Origin of the sequence: Beutenbergia cavernae DSM 12333 (assembly GCF_000023105.1) — a bacterium.
Taxonomy (GTDB): Bacteria; Actinomycetota; Actinomycetes; order Actinomycetales; family Beutenbergiaceae; genus Beutenbergia; species Beutenbergia cavernae.
In genome coordinates this window covers 1,939,278-1,958,399 of the sequence record NC_012669.1, presented here as the reverse complement: position 1 = coordinate 1,958,399, position 19,122 = coordinate 1,939,278, and the positions used below count along the sequence as shown (strand labels likewise).

At 71.0% G+C, this 19,122-nt stretch carries 19 protein-coding genes; 5 read left to right on the top strand and 14 right to left on the bottom strand.

Features of this window, described 5'->3' with window-relative positions; translation table 11 throughout:
- Positions 1 to 3: 3 nt before the first annotated feature.
- The 8 genes from BCAV_RS08610 to BCAV_RS08575 all read right to left on the bottom strand — a co-directional run bounded on the left by BCAV_RS08610 (position 4) and on the right by BCAV_RS08575 (position 7,734).
- Positions 4 to 912 (bottom strand): carbohydrate ABC transporter permease, encoded by a 909-nt coding sequence (locus BCAV_RS08610; protein WP_015882206.1) that lies wholly within the window; start codon positions 910 to 912, stop codon positions 4 to 6.
- Entirely contained in the window at positions 912 to 1,889 is a 978-nt protein-coding gene (locus tag BCAV_RS08605; RefSeq protein WP_015882205.1) for a carbohydrate ABC transporter permease, read from the bottom strand. Before BCAV_RS08605 ends, BCAV_RS08610 begins: the two co-directional genes overlap by 1 nt.
- Before the next feature lie 68 nt (positions 1,890 to 1,957).
- Positions 1,958 to 3,334 carry an ABC transporter substrate-binding protein gene (locus tag BCAV_RS08600; protein ID WP_015882204.1) on the bottom strand — a complete coding sequence of 459 codons (1,377 nt, stop codon included), beginning with the start codon at positions 3,332 to 3,334 and terminating at the stop codon, positions 1,958 to 1,960.
- A 70-nt stretch (positions 3,335 to 3,404) separates the two neighbouring features.
- Positions 3,405 to 4,565, bottom strand: a complete 1,161-nt coding sequence (locus BCAV_RS08595; protein ID WP_015882203.1) for a glycoside hydrolase family 183 protein — start codon at positions 4,563 to 4,565, stop codon at positions 3,405 to 3,407.
- A complete protein-coding gene (locus tag BCAV_RS08590) occupies positions 4,562 to 5,674 on the bottom strand; it encodes a glycoside hydrolase family 172 protein (RefSeq protein ID WP_015882202.1) in 1,113 nt (370 codons plus the stop codon). Before BCAV_RS08590 ends, BCAV_RS08595 begins: the two co-directional genes overlap by 4 nt.
- Before the next feature lie 88 nt (positions 5,675 to 5,762).
- Positions 5,763 to 6,713 (bottom strand): ribokinase, encoded by a 951-nt coding sequence (locus tag BCAV_RS08585; RefSeq protein ID WP_015882201.1) that lies wholly within the window; start codon positions 6,711 to 6,713, stop codon positions 5,763 to 5,765.
- Positions 6,710 to 7,327, bottom strand: coding sequence for an SIS domain-containing protein (locus tag BCAV_RS08580; RefSeq protein ID WP_015882200.1), 618 nt, complete (start codon positions 7,325 to 7,327; stop codon positions 6,710 to 6,712). Before BCAV_RS08580 ends, BCAV_RS08585 begins: the two co-directional genes overlap by 4 nt.
- Positions 7,324 to 7,734 (bottom strand): RbsD/FucU family protein, encoded by a 411-nt coding sequence (locus BCAV_RS08575; RefSeq protein ID WP_015882199.1) that lies wholly within the window; start codon positions 7,732 to 7,734, stop codon positions 7,324 to 7,326. Before BCAV_RS08575 ends, BCAV_RS08580 begins: the two co-directional genes overlap by 4 nt.
- A gap of 220 nt (positions 7,735 to 7,954) precedes the next feature.
- Here BCAV_RS08575 and BCAV_RS08570 point away from each other — a divergent pair, with 220 nt between their 5' ends.
- Together BCAV_RS08570 and BCAV_RS08565 are read left to right on the top strand one after the other, a co-directional pair.
- A complete protein-coding gene (locus BCAV_RS08570) occupies positions 7,955 to 8,395 on the top strand; it encodes a YciI family protein (RefSeq protein WP_015882198.1) in 441 nt (146 codons plus the stop codon).
- A 34-nt stretch (positions 8,396 to 8,429) separates the two neighbouring features.
- Positions 8,430 to 9,686 (top strand): RNA polymerase sigma factor, encoded by a 1,257-nt coding sequence (locus BCAV_RS08565; protein WP_015882197.1) that lies wholly within the window; start codon positions 8,430 to 8,432, stop codon positions 9,684 to 9,686.
- Between the two features lie 4 nt (positions 9,687 to 9,690).
- Here BCAV_RS08565 and BCAV_RS08560 read toward each other — a convergent pair whose 3' ends face one another.
- From BCAV_RS08560 to BCAV_RS08540, 5 genes are all read right to left on the bottom strand, one after another.
- Entirely contained in the window at positions 9,691 to 10,515 is an 825-nt protein-coding gene (locus BCAV_RS08560; protein WP_050761829.1) for a carbohydrate ABC transporter permease, read from the bottom strand.
- Positions 10,516 to 10,561: 46 nt separating this feature from the next.
- On the bottom strand, positions 10,562 to 11,509 hold the full coding sequence (locus BCAV_RS08555; RefSeq protein ID WP_015882195.1) for a carbohydrate ABC transporter permease: 948 nt from the start codon (positions 11,507 to 11,509) through the stop codon (positions 10,562 to 10,564).
- Entirely contained in the window at positions 11,506 to 12,849 is a 1,344-nt protein-coding gene (locus BCAV_RS08550) for an ABC transporter substrate-binding protein (RefSeq protein WP_015882194.1), read from the bottom strand. Before BCAV_RS08550 ends, BCAV_RS08555 begins: the two co-directional genes overlap by 4 nt.
- Positions 12,850 to 12,940: 91 nt before the next feature.
- A complete protein-coding gene (locus BCAV_RS08545; protein ID WP_015882193.1) occupies positions 12,941 to 14,023 on the bottom strand; it encodes a glycoside hydrolase family 172 protein in 1,083 nt (360 codons plus the stop codon).
- Positions 14,024 to 14,156: 133 nt separating this feature from the next.
- Complete coding sequence (locus tag BCAV_RS08540) at positions 14,157 to 15,185, bottom strand: LacI family DNA-binding transcriptional regulator (RefSeq protein ID WP_015882192.1); 1,029 nt, start codon at positions 15,183 to 15,185, stop codon at positions 14,157 to 14,159.
- A 155-nt stretch (positions 15,186 to 15,340) separates the two neighbouring features.
- Here BCAV_RS08540 and BCAV_RS08535 point away from each other — a divergent pair, with 155 nt between their 5' ends.
- The 3 genes from BCAV_RS08535 to BCAV_RS08525 are packed head-to-tail and all read left to right on the top strand — an operon-like array spanning position 15,341 to position 18,046.
- A complete protein-coding gene (locus BCAV_RS08535) occupies positions 15,341 to 16,522 on the top strand; it encodes a HesA/MoeB/ThiF family protein (protein WP_015882191.1) in 1,182 nt (393 codons plus the stop codon).
- A gap of 23 nt (positions 16,523 to 16,545) precedes the next feature.
- Positions 16,546 to 17,625: a bifunctional molybdenum cofactor biosynthesis protein MoaC/MoaB gene (gene moaCB, locus BCAV_RS08530; protein ID WP_015882190.1), complete on the top strand. Its 1,080-nt coding sequence runs from the start codon at positions 16,546 to 16,548 to the stop codon at positions 17,623 to 17,625.
- Positions 17,618 to 18,046, top strand: a complete 429-nt coding sequence (locus tag BCAV_RS08525; RefSeq protein ID WP_015882189.1) for a molybdenum cofactor biosynthesis protein MoaE — start codon at positions 17,618 to 17,620, stop codon at positions 18,044 to 18,046. Before moaCB ends, BCAV_RS08525 begins: the two co-directional genes overlap by 8 nt.
- A gap of 123 nt (positions 18,047 to 18,169) precedes the next feature.
- On the opposite strand, the gene BCAV_RS08520 is transcribed toward BCAV_RS08525, so the two are convergent.
- Positions 18,170 to 18,961, bottom strand: a complete 792-nt coding sequence (locus BCAV_RS08520; protein ID WP_245528986.1) for a type IV toxin-antitoxin system AbiEi family antitoxin — start codon at positions 18,959 to 18,961, stop codon at positions 18,170 to 18,172.
- Positions 18,962 to 19,122 lie beyond the last annotated feature (161 nt).

Genomic DNA, 19,122 nt, shown 5'->3' with positions numbered 1-19,122 from the left:
GAGCTACTTGAGCCCGGCGATCTTGATGCCGCCGATGATGTAGCGCTGGAAGACGAGGAACAGAAGGATGACCGGCAGCGCCGCGAGCGTCGAACCCGCCATCAGGAGACCCATCTCGGTCGACCGCTCGGAACGGAACGTCGCCAGGTACTGCTGGATCTGGTAGAGATCCAGACTGGTAATCGTGAGGATCGGCCAGACGTAGGAGTTCCAGAACGCGAGGAACGACGTCATGCCGACGACGACGAACACCGGGCCGGACATCGGGAGGAAGATGTGCCGGTAGATGCCCCAGCGGCTCGCGCCGTCGAGCATCGCCGCCTCCTCCAGCGCCAGCGGGACGTTCAGGTAGAACTGCCGCATGAAGAACACGTGAGCGGCGGCGGCCGCACCGGGGATGACCAGCACGGCGAGCGTGTCGAGCATGTACAGCTTCGTGACGACGATGAAGCTGGTCACGAGGATCGCCATCCCCGGGATGAACATCGTCGTGATGGTGAACACCCAGATCGTGCGCTTGAAGTCGAACTCCAGGCGGGCGAACGCGTACGCGGCGAGCGAGTTCACGGTGAGGCTCAGCATGGTGAACAGCACGGCGCCGATGAACGTGATGTACATCGCCCGCACGAACGTCGGGTCGGAGAAGATCTGGACGTAGTTCTCCCACAGCCAGACGTCGGGGAAGAACTGGAACGGCGTGCGCACGACCTCGGTCTTCGCCTTGAAGCCGGCCACGACCATCCACGCGAGCGGGAAGAGCGCCAGGAACACCAGCAGCAGGCCCCCGAGGATCTTTCCGACGAGGACGGCGACGCCCTTGGGCGAGCGGTCCATCGGACGGCGACGGCGCACCTTCTGCGCGCTCTTCGCCAGCGCCTCCGGGTCGAACGCCACCTGCGACACAGCGGCCATCAGCCGTCCACCGCCTTCTCCGAGTTGAGCACCTTGAAGATCGCCGCCGAGATGGATCCCAGCACGATGAACAGCAGGAACGCCGCGGCGATCGAGAACCCGACGTAGTCGTCGGTCCGGAAGTGGTTGAAGATGTACAGGTTCGGCAGCTCGGTCGAACGCAGCGGCCCGCCGTTCGTCATGACCAGCGGGAGCTCGTACTGCTGGATCGCGCCGGTGAAGCCCGCGATGAGCAGGTACAGGATGATGTTCCGCAGCAACGGGATCGTGATGAAGAACGTCTGCTGGAACCAGTTCGCACCCTCGAGCCTCGCCGCCTCGTAGTAGCTCTCCGGGATGTCGATGATCCCCGCGAGCATGATGAGCGCACCGATGCCCGTGCCGAGCCAGATCGCCGGGATCGCTATCGCTCCGAGCGCCAGCTGGACATCGCCGAGCCAGGCCTGGGGCTCCATCCCGAACAGCCCGACGAACGCGTTGAGGATCCCGCCCGGGTAGTTGTAGATGAGGACGAAGATGATCGACGCGATGACGCCGGAGATGATCGTCGGCAGGTAGATGCTGACCTTCAGCGTCGTCGCGATCTTGCTGCCCACCGCCTTGACGAGGGAGGCGAACAGGAACGCGATGACGAGCTGGATCGGGACGACGATGAGCGCGAAGCGCAGCCCGCGCCAGATCGCCTGCATGAAGTAGGGGTCGTTGAGCACGTTCCGGAAGTTCCGGAGCCCGACGAAGACCGGCTCGACGTAGAAGCTCCAGTTGAAGAAGCTCAGGTAGCCCGCGTAGATCACCGGCCACACCACGAAGATCGACAGGAGGATCACGACCGGGCCTACCATGAGGTAGGCCATCGTGTTGTCCTTGCGCCGCACGCCGCCCTCGTGCCGTGTCTCGGACACCCGCCGCCGATTGCGGCGCGGTGCTACCTCCCGCTGCACCCCCGGTGTGTCGGGGTTCGCCAGCTGGCTGGTCATCTCGTGCCTCCTCGCACGGTGGGGCGCTGCGAGCCGGGCGGATCTCCCGCCCGGCTCGCAGCGGGGGCCTACTGACCGGGCGCTGTGCCGGCCAGCTGGTTGTCGGCGATGAACGCGTCGATCGTGTCCTGCGCCTTCTGCTGCGCGGCGTCGATGTCACCGCCCTGGAGCGACTCCTCGAGCGCCGTCGCGAACGCCAGGGAGATGTCCCACGGGTAGGACGGCTCCGGCACCGAGTACGGCACGACGTCGGAGATGACCTGGCCCCACGGGTTGACCGTCGCGGACTCGGGGTCGGCGTTGATGGCGTCGACCACCGTCGAGCGCGGCGACACCTTCGAGAACTGCATCGTCGTGAAGTAGTCCACGAGCGTCGACGGGTCCTCGTTGCCGAGGATCGCCGCGACGGCGTCGGCCGCTTCCTGCGCGTGCTCCGACTTCGCGTCCACGACCCACGTCCAGCCGCCGAGCGTGGCGGTGGGCCGGGTCTGGTCGCCGTCCCACGACGGCATCGGCGCGACACGGACGTCGTCGACGATGTCGGGGTAGTCGTTGAGCAGGAGGCTCGTGCCCCACGACCCGCACGCCACCATCTGCAGCTGGCCCTGACCGAACGGCGTGATGTCGGCATAGCCGGCCAGCGCCTGCCGCGGCAGGATGTTCTCCGCGTACAGCGTCTGGTACATCTCGAACAGCGGGCGGTACTCCGGCGCGGTCGCCATGCCCTCGGACCAGTCGTCCGAGATCGGGAAGTGCCCGGCCGTGTTCATCTGCAGGCCCCAGGTCGACCACCCCATGTCGGCGGCGACCTGCGACGTGCCGTACGCCGTCACGTCCGGATTGGCGTCCCGCAGAGCCTGCCCGTACTCGATGAGCTCGTCGAACGTCGTCGGCGGGTCGTCCGGGTCGAGCCCGGCAGCCTCGAACATGCTCGCGCGGTAGTAGAGCATCGCGCTGGGCTCCACGAGCATCGGGTAGGCGAAGACCTGGTCGTCGCCGTTCGTGACCGAGCCGAGGACCGCCTCCTCCATGTCGGCGAACGCGTCGTCGCCGAGCAGGTCGCCGATCGGCGTCAGCTCGCCCCGCGCCGCGGCGGGCAGCACGTTCGCGTAGTTCATCGTGTAGATGTCGGGCATCCGGCCGGCCGCCTGGGCGGCGGTGACCTTCTGCTCCCACGCGTCACCAGGGACGGTGGTGAGGTTGATGTGGATCTCGTCCTGCGACGCGTTGAACTCGTCGACGGCGGTCTTGTACCACTCGTCCTCTTGGTCCTGGAACTTCGTCTGCCACATCTCGAGCTCGACGACGCCGCCCCCGGACTCGCCGTTCGCGCCCTCCTCCGGCGCTTCTTCCCCCGGTGTGCCGGATCCGCACGCCGTCGCGACCATCGCGACGCCGAGCGCGGCCGCTGTGAGCGACAGTGCCCGCCTTCTGGTGGTTCTCATCCCATCCTCCTCGATAGGTCGTCCCCGGATCCCGGGGGGTTCGTAGGAGCGCGTCGCGGGGTGCGGGCGCTCATGACTCGGTCACCAGGTCCATCGCGTACCAGAACACGTTGTACGGATCCCAGATCGAGAGCGTGAAGTAGAGGGTGGAGCCGTCCTCGGAGACGTACCGCGGGTTGAGGTACGGCGAGTACAGCCCCGGTGTCTCGGCCTGGGTGGTGATCGTGTGCGGCTCGGACCACGGCCCCCACGGCGTCGCGCCCTCGAACAGGACGGCGTCGCCGCCCGTCGACGTCGTCAGCAGCCAGCGCTCCGTCTGCTCGTGGTACATCACCGAGAGCTCGCCGATCGTGCCGTCGAGCACGGTCTCGGCCTCGTCCAGGTCCTCGCTCCAGACCGGCGCGCCGTCGTCGTCGGTGCCCGTGAAGTACTCGTAGGCGCCGAGGTCCTCCACGGCGTCGGTGGTCGCCTCGACGCGCATCAGCTGGACGCCGCCGAACCGGCCGGCGGGGATGCCCCACTGGTAGACGTACTCCGTGCCGTCCTCGACGACCTGCGCCGTCGCCACCTGGATGAAGTTCGAGTCCCCGGGCCACTGGACGTCGTCCAGCACCTCCCACGACTGACCCTCGTCCGTGGACCGGGCGAGCGCGGAGTAGTTCGCCGTCCAGACGCCCGGGTCGCCCCAGTGCCGGACGGACATGAACGACAGGTAGAGCGTGTCCTCGATCGCGAACCCGTACGTCGGGATCTTCGTGACCTCGCCCGTGTCGTCCGGCTCCTTGAGACCGGGCACGAGCTCGAGCGCGAGCCCGATGTCGTCGGTGATCCAGCCGTCGAACGTGATGCCGTCGGTCGGGTCGTCGTCGGTGGTGTAGGCCATGGCGTTGGAGCGCCAGTTCCCGCCACCGCCGCCGGTCATCCCCGGCTCGCGGACGCCGAACGTGTCGCCGAAGAGGAAGTACGTGCGGTCGCCGACGTTGATCATCGACCCGAGGTCGGTGCCGGCGACGGCGACGGCGTCCGTGTCGTTGAGCGTGGAGTCCGGCCCGGTCAGCTGCGCGACCTGGGTGACGTTCTCGACGCCGCTGATCACGAACGGCTTGTCGGTCTCGGTGTCCACGGGGGCTCCTTCGCCGCTCGCGCCGCACGCGGCGAGCGCCGCCGTCACGGCGATGGTCGTCGCGGCGGCGGGGACGACGCGGCGGTACGTGCGTGCGCGGGCGCTCACAGTCGCGGGACCCTCTGCTCGACGGGCGCGAGCGTGAGCCCGCGCGCCGGTTCCTCGGCGTACCAGTACGCCGTCGAGGACAGGTCGTCGCTGCGCTTGTTCGCGTGCCCGTGCTCGATCGTCACCCGGATCGAGCTCGTGAACGGCACCGGGTCCTCAACGTGGAACCGGTAGGTCGACACCTGGCCGCTCCAGTTCTCCCCGCCAGGGAGCGTGAGGCCGTGGTACGGCGCGGAGTAGGACTCGCTCGGGCACCAGGCGGTGTTGAAGTAGTCCTCGGTGCCGGTGCCGTGCAGGCTCGGGGGCCACGACTCGCCGTCGACGAAGATCATGTCGTCGCCCTCGCCGTACCAGTTCCAGTCCGCCGTGTGGCGCAGGTTGGTGACGTTGAGGACGCAGCCGACGTAGTGGCCGCGGCCCGCGGTGTCGAGGATCGTGTAGTTCCCGTCACCCGTGAGGTTGGTGCCCTCGAACAGGAGCTCCGAGTTCGTCTGGGCGCCCTGCTCGACGCCGTCGGTGGGGCACTGCCGGTTCCAGCTCGCGTGGAAGCGCCCGAGCCCGTCCTCGAGCTCGGCGAACGCGTCGTAGTCGATGTAGTAGTAGAACCACATGACCTCGTCGGCACACTCGCTCGTCAGCTCGAACCGGGCACGCGTGGCGAAGGGCATGTGGAAGAACGAGTTGAACGCCTTGCCGTCCTGCGGGCTCATCTGCAGCGGCAGGGAGGCGAAGTTCACCGTGCGGGCGTGCCCGACCCCGAAGAAGTCGCCGAGAGGGACGAGGATGCTCGGCTCGGGCGAGTCGTCCCAGTAGACGCGCAGCACGAGCTTGCGCAGGTAGTCGCGGTCGAGCGTGGCGGGGTCGAGCCCGTCCCGCGGTGCGACGGTCATCCAGATGTGGTTGATCGAGCCGGCGCCGGTGATGTCCGCGAGCGTCACCGTCTCGCCCGGACGCACGGTGAGCCGGTCGTCGTTGCCACCCGTACGGTCCCAGCTGGAGGCGCGCCCCCGGCGGTGCGTACGAAGCCGCGGCAGGTCGCGCAGGCTGCTGCCGTACGACCCGTAGCTGCCGGCCGCGGAGCCCGCCAGGGCGGATGAACCGTTGATCACCAGCGATCCTCTCGTCATCGAGCAATCGATTACTTGGACGGTAGACCGGACGTCGTGCCCGGTCAAGCGACGTTGTGGAACTGTGACCTCAGCCCGCGATCTCGAGGTGTCGACGGACCGCCTCGACCTCGTCGGCCTCCGGAGCGGACGGCGCACCCCCGTGCCGCGTGACGGCGATGGACGCCGCGGCGTTCGCGTACGCGACGGCGTCCGTCAGTGCGTCACCGACGGCCAGCCGCGCGCCGAGGTTGCCGCAGAACGTGTCGCCGGCGCCCACCGTGTCGACGGCCTCGACGGTGCGGCCGGGCACGAGGCTCGACGCGCCGTCGGCGGCGAGCACGAGCACCCCCGTCGCACCCATCGTCACGACGAGGGAGACGCCGTGGCGGCCGAGCACGTCGCGCGCGAGCACCTCCACCGCCTCGGGTCCGTCCGCCGGCACCGGCGCCCCCGCCAGCCCGGCGAGCTCGTGCTCGTTCGGGACCAGCAGGTCGCAGGCGGCGACGAGCTCGGGCGGCAGCGGCGCGTACGGCGCCGGGTTGAGCACGACGGCGGTGCCGGCTCCCCGGGCGATCCGGGCCGCGGCCAGCGAGGCCTCCACCGGCACCTCCAGCTGCAGGAGCAGGACGTCGGCCGCCTCGATGCGCTCCCGCGAACGCTCGACGTCGGCAGGCGTCAGCCGCAGGTTCGCGCGCGGCACGATGATGATGGAGTTCTGCCCGCCCGGCTCGACCACGGGGAGGCCGACGCCGGTGCCGCCCTCGGCGTCGTCGAGCACGCCGCCGTCGTCGATGCCGTCGGTACGAAGCGCCGCGCGGAACTCGGCACCGAACAGGTCGTCGCCCAGGCGGCCGACGAACGACGTCGCCGCGCCGGCCCGGGAGGCGGCCACGGCCTGGTTGAACCCCTTGCCTCCGACGTACTGCGCGAAGGACGTCCCGACGAGCGTCTCCCCCGGCCGCGGGCGGCGGGGCGCCGAGACGACGAGGTCCATCATGAACGACCCGACCACGCAGACGCGGCCGCGCGACGCGCTCATTCGTCGACCCCCAGCTGCTGACCGAGCGCGCCGCCCGGGTGACGGAGGCCGAACGCCGCGTCGTCGAAGTTGGTCCGGGTCATGAGGGCGGCGGCGAGCGCGTCCCCGAGCGCGAGGGTGAGCGTCGTCGACGCCGTCGGGGCGAGACCGAGGGGGTCCGCCTCCCGCTCGACGGAGATGTCCAGCCAGACCTGCGCGAGGCTCGCGAGCGGCGAGGACGCGTCGCGTGCCATCGCGATCACCGGCACGCCGAGTGCGCGGATCATCCGGCCGAACTGGACCACCTCGGCCGTGGTCCCGGAGTTGGAGATGAGGATGGCGACGTCACCGGGGACCACCATCCCCGAGTCGCCGTGCAGAGCCTCCGTCGCGTGCACGAAGTGCGCCGGCGTTCCCGTCGAGGCGAACGTGGCGGCCATCTTCGCGGCGATGTGGCCCGACTTGCCCAGCCCGGAGACGATGAGGCGGCCGGACCGCGCCTCGATCAGGCGAGTGGCCGCGAGCAGCGCCTCGGACGACCGCCCGGCGGCCACCTCGATGGCTCGGGACTCGATGCGCAGCGACTCGAGCGCCGCGTCGAGGGCGCGGGCGTCGGCATCGACGGGCGCGCTCATCGCTCGAGCCCCCGGGCGAGCCCCTTGCGCAGCAGCAGGTTGCCGTAGGCGCGCGTCTCGCCCGTGCGGACGACGAGGAACGCCTGGGCGGCGGCGTCGTAGAACGCGAACCGGTCGATGCCCGAGGACTCGGGGGCGCCGGCGGCGGTGACGAGCTCGTCCTGGACGGGCTGCCGTTCCGGCGCGTCCATGAGGACCGCGGCGTCGGGACCGTCGTCGAGCGGGAGGACGGTGCACAGGGCCTCGACCACCTGCGGGGCGGTGGTCCCCGGCAGCTCGACGAGTCGCGCCGCGAGGCGGGCGGCCGGGAAGTGCGCATCCGCGACGACGACGGCGTCCGAGTGGCCCATCGCGTCGAGAGCCGCGAGCAGGGAGCCGGTCAGCAGCGGGTGGATGCCCGAGAGCATGGTGCGCCTTCACCTCGATCTTCGGTGGTCGAGTAATCGATTGCTGGAGCGTAGGACGCGGCGGGCTCGCCTGTCAATCGTCCCAGGTGGCGCGAGCCACGAGACAGGCCGTGAGAACTCGTCGGCCGCTCGTGTCGAAAACTCCCCCGGCCCGTTCGACGACCTCGTGAACGCACACCCCGGCCAGTACGGTCTGGGTCACACCGAGGAGGAGAACATCATGAAGGTCATGGTCATGATTCAGGGAGCCGGCGCCGACGAGGACAAGATCGCGCCGACGGAGGAGATGCTCCGCGAGATGGGCGCCTACAACGAGCAGCTCGTCAAGGCGGGCGTCATGCTCGACGGCGAGGGACTGCACCCGAGCGCCAAGGGCGCCCGGGTCGTGTTCGCCGGCGGTGACACGTCGGTCGTGGACGGGCCGTTCACAGAGTCCAAGGAGCTCATCGCGGGGTACTGGATCTGGCAGGTCAGCAGCCTCGAGGAAGCCGTGGAGTGGGCGAAGAAGTGCCCGTCCGACCCCCAGTACGGCGCCACGCAGGTCCTCGAGATCCGGCAGATCTTCTCGCCGGAGGACTTCGGCGCGGAGTACACGCCGGAGCTGCGGGAGAAGGACGAGCGCCTGGCCGAGGAGATCCAGTCCCAGCACGGGCAGGCCTGAGGACGAGCGGGCGAGGGAGCGGGAGCAGCGAGCGATGCCTGATGTCCGGCGCACGATCGACGCGATCTGGCGCATGTCGTCGCCGCAGCTCATCGCCACCCTCGCCCGCACCGTCCGGGACGTCGGCCTCGCCGAGGAGCTCGCCCAGGACGCCTTCGTCGCGGCGCTCGAGCAGTGGCCCCGCGACGGCATCCCCGACAACCCGGCGGCCTGGCTGACGACGACCGCCAAGAACAAGGCCGTCGACCTCATCCGGCGCGAGCACACCCGCGACGCGAAGTACACGGCGGTCGCTGCCGACCTGGCGACGCGACCACCCGACGCACCTGACGCCGTCGTCGACGACCCCATCGGCGACGACCTGCTCTCGCTCGTCTTCGTGGCGTGCCACCCGGTGCTGCCCCGCGAGGCCCGGGTTGCGTTGACCCTGCGCATGGTCGGTGGGCTGTCGACCGACGAGATCGCCCGGGCGTTCCTCGTACCGTCGGCGACGCTCGGCCAGCGGATCTCCCGCGCGAAGCGCACGCTCACCGAGGCCCAGGTCCCGTTCGAGGTCCCGCAGCCCGACGAGCTGCCGGCGCGTCTCGGCGCCGTGCTCGAGGTCGTCTACCTCGTGTTCAACGAGGGGTACACGGCGACCTCCGGCGAGGACTGGGTCCGCCGCGACCTCGCCGAGGACGCGATGCGGCTCGGGCGCGTGCTCGCCGGGCTGCTCCCCGCCGAGCCGGAGGTCCACGGCCTCGTGTCGCTCATGGAGCTGCAGGCCTCCCGGTTCGCCACCAGGCAGGGTCCCGACGGCGCCCCGATCCTGCTCGAGGACCAGGACCGCCGCCGCTGGGACCGGCTGCTCATCACCCGCGGGCTCGCCGCCCTCGACCGGGCCGCGCAGCTCCGCCGTCCGCTCGGGCCCTACTGCCTCCAGGCGGCGATCGCCGCGCAGCACGCACGCGCCGCGACGTGGGAGGACACCGACTGGGACGCGATCCGGGCGCTGTACGACGGTCTGGCGCAGGTCGCGCCGTCGCCGGTGGTCGCCCTCAACCGTGCCGTCGCCGTCCTCATGACGGACGGACCGCAGGCCGCGCTGGACGAGCTCGACGCCGTCGGCGCCGATCCCCGCCTCGCCCGCCACCACCTGTACGGCGCGGTGCGGGGCGACGTCCTCCTCCGCCTCGGGCGGCGCGACGAGGCAGCCTCGACCCTCGAGCAGGCGGCGGCGCACGCGCCGAGCACGCGCGAGCGCCGCCTCCTGCTGGAACGAGCCGCCGCCGCCGGCGAACGACCCGCCTGAACCGCTACTTGAACCCGGCGGTCTTGATCGACTCCACGATCTGCTTCTGGAAGAAGAAGAACATGAGGAGCGTCGGCAGGGCCGCGACGGTGGCCGCCGCCAGCACGTAGTTCCAGTCCGAGACGTACTGCTGCTGGAACGTGGCGATCCCGACCTGCACCACGCGCAGGTCCGGGTTCGACGTGATCGTCAACGGCCACACGAACGAGTTCCAGTTCGCGAGGAAGAAGAACACGGCGAGCGCCGCCATGATCGGCCGGGACAGCGGCAGGATGATGCTGCGGTAGATCCGCCAGTACCCAGCGCCGTCGACGAGCGCCGCCTCCTCCAGCTCGCCCGGGAGCGAGATGTAGAACTGGCGGAGCAGGAAGATCCCGAACGCGTTGAAGATCGCCGGGATCACGAGCCCGGCGTACGAGTCGACGAGACCCAGCGTGCGGATGACGACGAACGTCGGGATGAGGATGACCGGCAGGCTCACCAGCAGGGTCGAGAAGATGAGCAGGAACACCGTCTCTCGGCCCGGGAACCGCAGCCGCGCGAGGGCATACGCCGCCATCGAGTGGAACCACAGCGCGAGCACGGTGACGAGGCCGGCCACGAACAGGCTGTTGAGCATGTACCGCAGGAACGGCACCTGGGTGAAGACGTACCGGAAGTTGTCGAACGTGATCTCGCTCGGGATCAGGCTCGAGCTGTTGACCTCGGCGGCCGTCTTGAAGGCGCCGACGACCATCCAGACGAGCGGGAAGATCGTGCCGAGGCCGAGGATCACGCCGACCACGAGCAGGGCGACGTTGCGGCGCGTCCACCGGCGTTCGCCACGCACGCGGCGAGGCTCGGTAGCGGTGGCGGCGGCCGGTCGGGTGAGGGTGTCAGCGACCATCGTCGAACCGCCCTCCCTTCGTGACGAGGAACATGAGTCCGGACCAGATGAGGAGCACGGCGATGAGCGTGGACCCGATCGCGGCGGCGTAGCCGAGCTCGCCGAAGAGGAACGCCTGCTCGTAGATGTAGTAGATGAGCAGGCTCGTCGCGCCCGCCGGACCGCCCTTCGTCATGATGAAGACGAGGTCCAGACCGCCGGTGATCACCGCGACCGTCGAGGTGATGAGCACGAAGAAGCTGGTCGGTCGCAGCAGCGGGAACGTGATGGCGCGGAACCGTTGCCAGGCTCCCGCGCCGTCGATCCGGGCCGCCTCGTAGTACTCCCCCGGGATGTCCTGCAGGCCCGCCAGGAAGATCACCATGTAGTAGCCCATCTGGAACCACAGGGTGACGAACACCAGGGTGGCGAGCGCGAGCGACGGTTGGCCCAGGAACGACGTCCCTTCGACGCCGAACCACGACAGCACCTGGTTCACGATCCCCACGCGGTCGCCGAGCATGAACTGCCAGACCATCGCGACGACGACCAGGCTGATCGCGTAGGGCACGAACAGGGCGCTGCGGACCGCGCCGACGAACGGGAACTTCTGCTGCACCAGCAGCGCCAGGGCGAGCCCGACGGCGAACAGCAACGGCACCAGCGTGACGAGGTAGATCAGCGTGATCCGGACGCTCGACCAGAACTGCGGGTCGCCCACCATCCGGACGTAGTTGGCGCCACCGATGAAGTCGATGTTGCCGAACCCGTCCACCCGGAAGAACCCGAGGGCGATCGCCAGCACCATCGGCAGGCCGACGAACACGAGGAGCCCGAGCGAGTCGGGCAGCAGGAACAGCCAGGCGGCGCGGCGCTCCCGCTTCGCCTGCTGCGCGAGGTGCGCGCTGCGCTGGGTGCGTCCGGCCGTGCGGGCCAGGACCGGGGTCGACGTGCTCACAGGAGGTCACCTCCGTCGTAGGTCTCGAGGTAGCTCTCGATCGCGCGCTGCGCCTGCTCGGCCTGCTGGGCGGCGTCGGCACCCGCGAGCTGGACGGCCTGCAGCGCGTTCGACACGGCCTTGTAGATGACGGGCGGGTAGCGCGGCTCGCCGCGACCGGTCGGGTAGATCTCGTCCCGGAACTTCTGGAGGATCGGGTCGGCGAAGATGTCGTCGTCCCCGATGGCGTCCAGCACCGACTGGCGCGCGGGGATGTTCCCCTTGAACCGTCCGTTCCAGTCCGCGCCGGCGTTGATCGACTCCGCCGACATCGATCCCATCACCTCGACGGTGAACCGGGCGGCGGCCTCAGGATCGGATCCCTTGCTGTTCACGCACCAGGCCCACCCGCCCAGCACGGTGGTCGGCTCCCCGCCGGCGGGCGCAGGCAGCGGGAAGACGCCGTAGGGGTGGTCGGGCGCGTTCTGCCGCATCGCCTCGACCTGCCAGATCCCGCTCTGCCACATCGCCGCGTAGCCGTTCGTGAAGGCGCCGACGACGTCGCCGTTCGCGGGGAGCGTGCGCGGTGACGCTCCCGAGCGCACCCCTTCGCCGAACAGCTCGAGGGCTGCGACTGCGGCGTCCGAGGTGAAGTCCGGCACCTGGGTCTCGGCGTCGATCACGTCGCCGCCGCCCTGCCAGATCCAGGGGTAGAAGGTGAAGTTCTGGTAGTAGCCGGGCGTGGTCTCGAACACCATCCCCGCCTGCTGGCCGCCCGTGAGACGGCGGCCGAGCTCCAGCAGGTCCTCCCACGTGGTCGGGATGTCGCCCTCGCTCAGGCCCGCCTCTTCGAACGCGGGGATGTTGTAGAAGACGGCGAGCGGTTCCTGCTCCATCGGCAGGCCGTAGATCCCGTCCCCGTCCCGACGGGTGGCCAGCGCCTGCGGGAAGTAGTCGTCGATGGCCTCCTGCGTCATGTACGGCGCGAGGTCGACGAGCGCGCCCCCGTTGTAGTAGCGGAGGAAGTCGCCGGGCGAGATGAGGAAGATGTCCGGCCCGGTGCCCGAGGCGAACGCCGTCGCGATGCGGGTGTTCGTCGGGTCGGCGTAGTTCGGGATGTACACCGCCTCGATCTGCCGGTCGTTGGCGGCGTTCCACGCCGCCAGGCGGTCCAGGAACCAGTCGCTCTGCGCGACGATGTTCGGATCCTGCTGGGGCGCCGGCGCGTAGGCGCTCCAGAGCTGCAGCGTGGTCCGGCTCGCACCGGACGGCGCGCAGCCGGCCAGCGCGCCGGCGCCGAGGCCGGCGGCGGCGAGCGTGCCGGCCTGGAGGAGCCTGCGTCGGCTCAGTCCCTCGGCCATGGGTCTCCCTTCGAGGGTAGGTAATCGATTGCTCAGCACGGGTGCGGAATGACGCGGCCCGGCCCCGCGGTGCGGGGCCGGGCCGCGGGGGTCAGAGGATCTCGAGCGCGTCTACGGACGGCGTGGCCGGCCGCGTGGTGCTCGCTGCGTCCAGGTAGAAGAACGCCGTCGACGCGATGTCGTCGTGCAGCGGCAGGTACCGGTGCCCGCTGCGCCACCCCAGCGCCTGGATGTCGACGGTGAGGTCCGTGTCGAAGTGGATCGGGTCGACGGCGTGCCAGCGGTACATGCCGAAGCGCTGCTGCGACGCGTAGAGCCCGTCCGGACGGATCACCTGGTGCAGGCCGAGGTACGGCGTCGAGAACTCCGTGTACCCCTGACCGGGGACGTCGAAGTTCCAGGCGCCGCCGAAGTAGTCCTCGGTGCCGGTCCCCGCGATCGTGGGGAACCGCTCCTGCGCCGCGGCGTCACCGTCGAGGTAGAACTTGATCTCGCCCTCGCCCCACCAGCCCGTGCTGTTGACGCCCCACGCGATGTACGTGCCGACGTACTGCCCCTTGCCGCGGACGTCGTCGAGCAGCACGTGCGTCGTGGCGTCCGGGAGCGGGTTGCTGCGGCGCCACTGCGCGTGCAGGTAGCCCGAGTCCTGGGCCTCCTGCGTGACGACGTCGCCCACCTCGTAGGTGACCTGGTAGTACACGACCACCGGCACGTCGGAGAGGTTCTCGAGCTCCAGGTGCGCCCCGCTGCGGAACGGCATCGGCCAGTAGCTGTTGAACCCGCCGTTCGGGTTGACGGCCACGAGCGCGGAGCTGAGCTGGGCGAACTGACCCCAGCCCTGCCCGAAGAAGTCGCCCACGGGCGTCTCGATCGCGGGCTCGCTCGCACCGTCCCAGAACGCCCGCAGCAGCAGCGTGCGCCAGTGGTCCCGGTGCGTGGTGAGCCAGATGTGCGTGATCTTGCCGGCGCCCTCGATGCGCGCCACGTCGAACTTCTCGCCCGGGCCGATCTCGACGCTCGGCGAGACCTTCCAGCCCTGGCCGAGATCGCGGGCGCACTGCGCGCCGGTCCCTTCCGTCGCGCGGCCGCCGCCGCCCTTGCTGCCGTCGAAGTTCTCCGGGCTGATCGACCGGGTGCTGACGTCGCGCAGGCGACCGATGGCGGACAGGTCCATGGGGTTCTCCTTCTCTCGTGGGATGCCGGCGTCGACCGCCGGGCTGCTCGAATCGATTCGATGTCGTGGACGGCACGTCGGACCGTCCTCTGCTTCTCGCGGCGGGAGGACCCGCCGGGTCGGAAGAGGTGAATCAGCTCCTTCGGCTGGTCGACGCGCGGATGCGGAGCTCCGGAGCGAGCAGCACGTGCTCGGCGTCGCGCTCCTCGCCTCGGGTGCGCGCCGCGAGCACCTCGCCCGCGAGCTGGCCGATCCGATCGACGGGCTGCGCGACGACGCTCACCCGCGGGTTGACCATGCGGGTCCAGTGGTCGTCGTCGACGCCGAGCAGGGCCACGTCGCCCGGGATCCGGCGGCGCGCCGCCTCGATCCCGCGGAAGCTGGCCGCCGTGAGCGGTCCGTTCAGCGCGAACACGGCGTCGACGTCGGGATCCGCCTCCACCTGGTCGGCGACGATCCCCTCGGCGCGCTCGCCGAGGAGCTCGGTGCGGATCACGCGGGAGTCGGCGACCGACACGCCCTCCTCCGCGAAGACCTCGCGGAACCCGGCGAGCCGGTCCTCGGTGGTCGAGACGTCACGGGGGCCGGCGATGCACAACGGCGCGGCATACCCCTGGGAGAGCAGGTGCCGCGCGGCCATCCGGCCGGCCTCGACGTTGTCCAGCAGGATCGCGTCGCCGGCGAAGTCGTGCACGCGCCGGTCGACGGCGACGGTGGGGATGCCGGCGTCGAGCAGGCTCTGCAGCGAGGAGTCGGTCTCGGAGACGACGGCGATGACGACGCCGGACATCCGCTGCGCGATCGCGGCCTGGAGGTACCGACGCTCGCGGGCGACGTCCTCGTCGCTGTTGCAGAGCATGACCGAGAACCCCGCGACCTGGGCGACGTTCTCGAGCGCGGCGACCATGCTGGTGAAGAAGTGGTTCTCGACGTCGGCCACGACAGCCGCCCACGTGTCGATCCGCTGGCGGCGCAGGGCGCGGCCCGTGGTGTTCGTCACGTAGCGCACCTCGTCGGCGGCGGACCTCACGCGCTCGGCGAGCGCCGAGTCGACGGTGGCGACCCCGTTCAGCACGCGCGAGACGGTGGCGGTCGAGACGCCGGCGAGGCGGGCGACGTCGATCATCGTCGCGGCGCCCGGGCGGATCGTCCGCTCGCTCATCGGGCCTCCTCGCCTCACGCCACCGGGTGGTCCGGCACTCGTCCTGTAATCGATTACCGGCGACCGTACGCGGGAGGGCGCGCGGACGTCAAGACGAGCCCGTCGGCGGGGACGTGGACCACAGGTGCACGGCGCACGGTGGCAGACTCGCACGTATGGACGGCGCACGCACCCCCCTCGATGCCGACTATCTGCAGCGCCACGTCCGCCAGCTCATGCTTCCCGGGTACGACGTCGCCACGCAGGAACGACTGCAGGGCGCGCGGGTGCTGGTGGTCGGCGCGGGCGGGCTCGGCTGCGCGGTCCTCCCCCAGCTCGTCGCGTCCGGCATCGGGACGATCGGCATCGTGGACGACGACGTCGTCGAGACCTCGAACCTGGCCCGCCAGACGCTCTACGGTCCCGCGGACGTCGGCACGCCGAAGGTCGAGGCCGCGCTCGCGCAGCTCGGGCGGCTGGCGCCGGACGCTCGCCTGGTCGGCCATCGGACGCGGCTCGACGCCACGAACGACGGTGAGCTGCTGAGCGGGTACGACCTCGTGGTCGACGGCAGCGACAACTTCCCGACCCGGTACCTCGTCGACGACGCCGCGGCCGCGCTCGGCATGCCGCTCGTGTGGGGCGCCGTGCACCAGTTCGCCGGCCAGTGCGGCGTCGCCTGGGCGCCCGACCACCCCACGTACCGGGACCTCTTCCCGCGCGAGCCCGCGCCCGGCGAGATCCCGTCGTGCGCGGAGGCCGGGGTGCTGCCGGGCGTCTGCGCCACGATCGGCGCCCTGCTCGCCACGGAGGCTGTCAAGGTGCTGACCGGCGTCGGCGACCCGCTGCTCGGCCGCGTGCTGCTGTACGACGCACGCCGCGCCGAGCTGAAGGAGGTGGCCTACCGCGCCGCGACCGGCGGGCGCGCCGGTGCCCCGCCCGCCGCTGCCCCGCCCGGCCCGCCGCCGTCCGTCCCTGCGGCGCCGTCCGCACCGGCAGCGCCGTCCGCACGAGCGGTCCCGGCAGCCTCCGCGAGAGAGCCGCGCGCCCTCACGCCCCACGAGCTCGCGGCCCTCCGCGCCGACGACGCGCCGCCCCTCGTCCTCGACGTCCGCGAGGACTGGGAGATCAGCCTCGCCGCCCTCCCCGGCACGCGGAACGTCCCGCTGCGCGAGCTGCCGCAACGCATCGACGAGATCCCCGCCGACGCCGACGTCGTCGTCCTCTGCCACCACGGCGTCAGGTCCGAGCAGGCGGCACGGTTCCTCCTCGCCGCGGGCCGCTCGCGTGTGAGTCACCTCGCGGGTGGGATCGACGCGTGGTCGCGCACGGTCGATCCTGGCGTGCGTCGGTACTAGGTCCATCTCGATACGCTGCCGCCGTGCCCCCTGACGACTCCGGCCTCACCCATCTCGACGAGCAGGGCCGCGCCCGGATGGTCGACGTCGGCGACAAGGACGTGACGGACCGCGTCGCGACGGCGGCAGGGACCGTCGTGACGACGGCGCGGGTCGTCCGCGCGATCGCTCAGGGCGGTCGGGACCTGGCGAAGGGCGACGTCGTCGCGGTGGCGCGGCTCGCGGGCATCGGTGCGGCGAAGCGCACGTGGGAGCTCGTCCCGCTGTGCCACCAGATCCCGCTGTCGGGGGTCGACGTCGACGTGCGCACGGACGTGGCGGACGGTGCCGACGACGACGACGTCGCGCACGTCCACCTCACGGCGACGGCCCGTACCCGCGGGCGCACGGGCGTCGAGATGGAGGCGCTCACCGCCGTCGCCGTCGCGGGGCTGACCGTGCACGACATGATCAAGGCCGTCGACCCGGCCGCCGTGCTGACGGACGTCCGGCTCGTCCAGAAGACCGGGGGGCGGCACGGGACGTGGACGCGACCCGACCCCTCCGCGAGAGGATCTGTGCGCGACCGCGAGAGGATCTTCGCGGCCGCCGATGCCTCCGCGGCCCCCGCCCGGCCCCTGCCGCGGACGGCACGCGTGCTGGTCGTCTCGACGGGCGTCGCGGTCGGCACCCGGGCCGACACCACCGGACCGGCGATCGTGGACTGGCTGACGGAGCGCGGGTTCGCCGCGGAGTCGGACGTGACCGCCGACGCCGACGTCGCCGCGGCGCTCGCCGGCAGCCTCGCTCCGCCGGGCGGGTCCCCGCCCGCGCTCGTCGTCACCACGGGCGGCACCGGGGTCTCCCCCACGGACCGCACGCCGGAAGCGACGGCGCCGCTGCTCGCGCGGGAGCTGCCCGGGCTCGCGGACGCCGTCCGGCGCGCCGGGGCCGACGTGCCGGGGGCGGTGCTGAGCCGCGCGCTCGCGGGGGTGAGCGCCGGTGGGACGGTCGTCGTGAACCTGCCCGGCTCACCGTCCGGCGTCACCGACGGTCTCGCCGTGCTCGACGGCGTCCTCGACCACCTGCTCGCCCAGGTCGCCGGAGGTGGGGCGCATGAGTGAGCCCTCCGCCGTCGTGCTCGCCCGCATCGCCCCGGCGCCGATCGACGCCGGAGAGGTGCGCGACGCCGTCGCCTCCCCCGACTGCGGCGCCGTCGTGGAGTTCGCGGGCGTGGTGCGCGACCACGACGGCGGACGCGGCGTCCTGCGGCTGGACTACTCGGCGCATCCCGACGCCGCCCGGCTGCTGGCGGAGTGCTGCGCGCGGGTCGCTGCCGAGTTCGACGGCGTCCGGCTCGCCGCGGTGCACGCGACCGGCGAGCTGCGCATCGGGGACCTGGCTCTCGCCGCCGCCGTCGCCGCGCCCCATCGGGCGCAGGCGTTCGCCGCGGCCGCGCGGCTCGTGGACGCGATCAAGGCGGAGGTGCCGATCTGGAAGCGGCAGCACTACGCCGACGGCGACTCCGGCTGGGTCGGCCTCTAGCCTCTCCTCCCGCCCCACCCTTCGCGAGAGGATCTGTGCGCCACCGCGAGAGGATCCGTGCGCCACCGCGAGAGGATCCGTGCGCGCCACCGTGGGGCCACGACGGGCCGCCCGACTCGGGCGTCACCACGTCCGAGCGCGTGGCGCCATCCCCAGCAGCTCACCGAGCCGGAGCTCGAACGCCGGGTCCGTGCCGAAGATGTTCTCGCGGTTGCCGATCGAGAATCGCCAACCAAAACGCTTCCGGAGGTCGCTTCGCCTGGCGACATCGCGCGCGACGTCGTCGTCCTCAGAATGGAACTCTCGCCCGTCGTACTCCGAGGCCACTCCGTGCTCCACGAACGCCATGTCGAGCCGCCAGATCCTGCCGTCGCCGCGCTCGACCACGTGCTGTACGGCGGGGGTTGGGAACCCGGCATCGAGGATCCGGCACCGCTGCCACGACTCGCCGTGCGACTCCGAGCGCGCATCCACGCGTGGCGCGAGCTCCTGAGCCTGACGCACTCCCGGGAAGCGGCGAAGCGCTGCGACGAACTCCCGAAGCTCGACGACGTCGATCACCTTGGCGTGCGCCATCGCATCAGCCGCCGCCAGTGCGTACGGCCTCCACCGACGACGCAGGAGGTCCGAGGCGGTGCGGATCGGCGACGTGACCCGGAGGCCATCGAGGTCGACGACGTCGGCATCCGGGAAGACCGTCTGCCTCGTCCTCGCTCGAGAGGACGCGATGCGGTTCCGACCGTGGGGGACGACGAACGAGGGCACGATCTCGAACCGGTCGGCTGGCGCATGGGTCTCGACGCCGAACAGCCACGCTGCGAAGTCGTCGCACACCACTGCGTGCTCGGGGACGACGAGCCGGGCACTCGCGAGCCTCAGCTCCTTGCCGTCCTCCGCCGACGCGTCGACGAGCACACCGGCAAAGACCCGACGAAGCCGACCGCATCGGACGCCCTCCCGCACGTCATGCGGGGACAGCCCGAGGTGACGAGCGTCAGAGACGAGGAACGGGGCACCGACGTTGAGAACGGCCATCGCCTGATTCAGCCAGGTCCGGCGCTGTTCTCGTTCGGGAT

Coding starts and splice junctions, on each gene's coding strand:
- BCAV_RS08610 (WP_015882206.1), bottom strand. CDS start 912: ATGGCCGCTGTGTCGCAGGTGGCGTTCGACCCGGAGGCGCTGGCGAAG.
- BCAV_RS08605 (WP_015882205.1), bottom strand. CDS start 1,889: ATGACCAGCCAGCTGGCGAACCCCGACACACCGGGGGTGCAGCGGGAG.
- BCAV_RS08600 (WP_015882204.1), bottom strand. CDS start 3,334: ATGAGAACCACCAGAAGGCGGGCACTGTCGCTCACAGCGGCCGCGCTC.
- BCAV_RS08585 (WP_015882201.1), bottom strand. CDS start 6,713: ATGAGCGCGTCGCGCGGCCGCGTCTGCGTGGTCGGGTCGTTCATGATG.
- BCAV_RS08580 (WP_015882200.1), bottom strand. CDS start 7,327: ATGAGCGCGCCCGTCGATGCCGACGCCCGCGCCCTCGACGCGGCGCTC.
- BCAV_RS08575 (WP_015882199.1), bottom strand. CDS start 7,734: ATGCTCTCGGGCATCCACCCGCTGCTGACCGGCTCCCTGCTCGCGGCT.
- BCAV_RS08570 (WP_015882198.1), top strand. CDS start 7,955: ATGAAGGTCATGGTCATGATTCAGGGAGCCGGCGCCGACGAGGACAAG.
- BCAV_RS08565 (WP_015882197.1), top strand. CDS start 8,430: ATGCCTGATGTCCGGCGCACGATCGACGCGATCTGGCGCATGTCGTCG.
- BCAV_RS08550 (WP_015882194.1), bottom strand. CDS start 12,849: ATGGCCGAGGGACTGAGCCGACGCAGGCTCCTCCAGGCCGGCACGCTC.
- BCAV_RS08545 (WP_015882193.1), bottom strand. CDS start 14,023: ATGGACCTGTCCGCCATCGGTCGCCTGCGCGACGTCAGCACCCGGTCG.
- BCAV_RS08540 (WP_015882192.1), bottom strand. CDS start 15,185: ATGAGCGAGCGGACGATCCGCCCGGGCGCCGCGACGATGATCGACGTC.
- BCAV_RS08535 (WP_015882191.1), top strand. CDS start 15,341: ATGGACGGCGCACGCACCCCCCTCGATGCCGACTATCTGCAGCGCCAC.
- BCAV_RS08525 (WP_015882189.1), top strand. CDS start 17,618: ATGAGTGAGCCCTCCGCCGTCGTGCTCGCCCGCATCGCCCCGGCGCCG.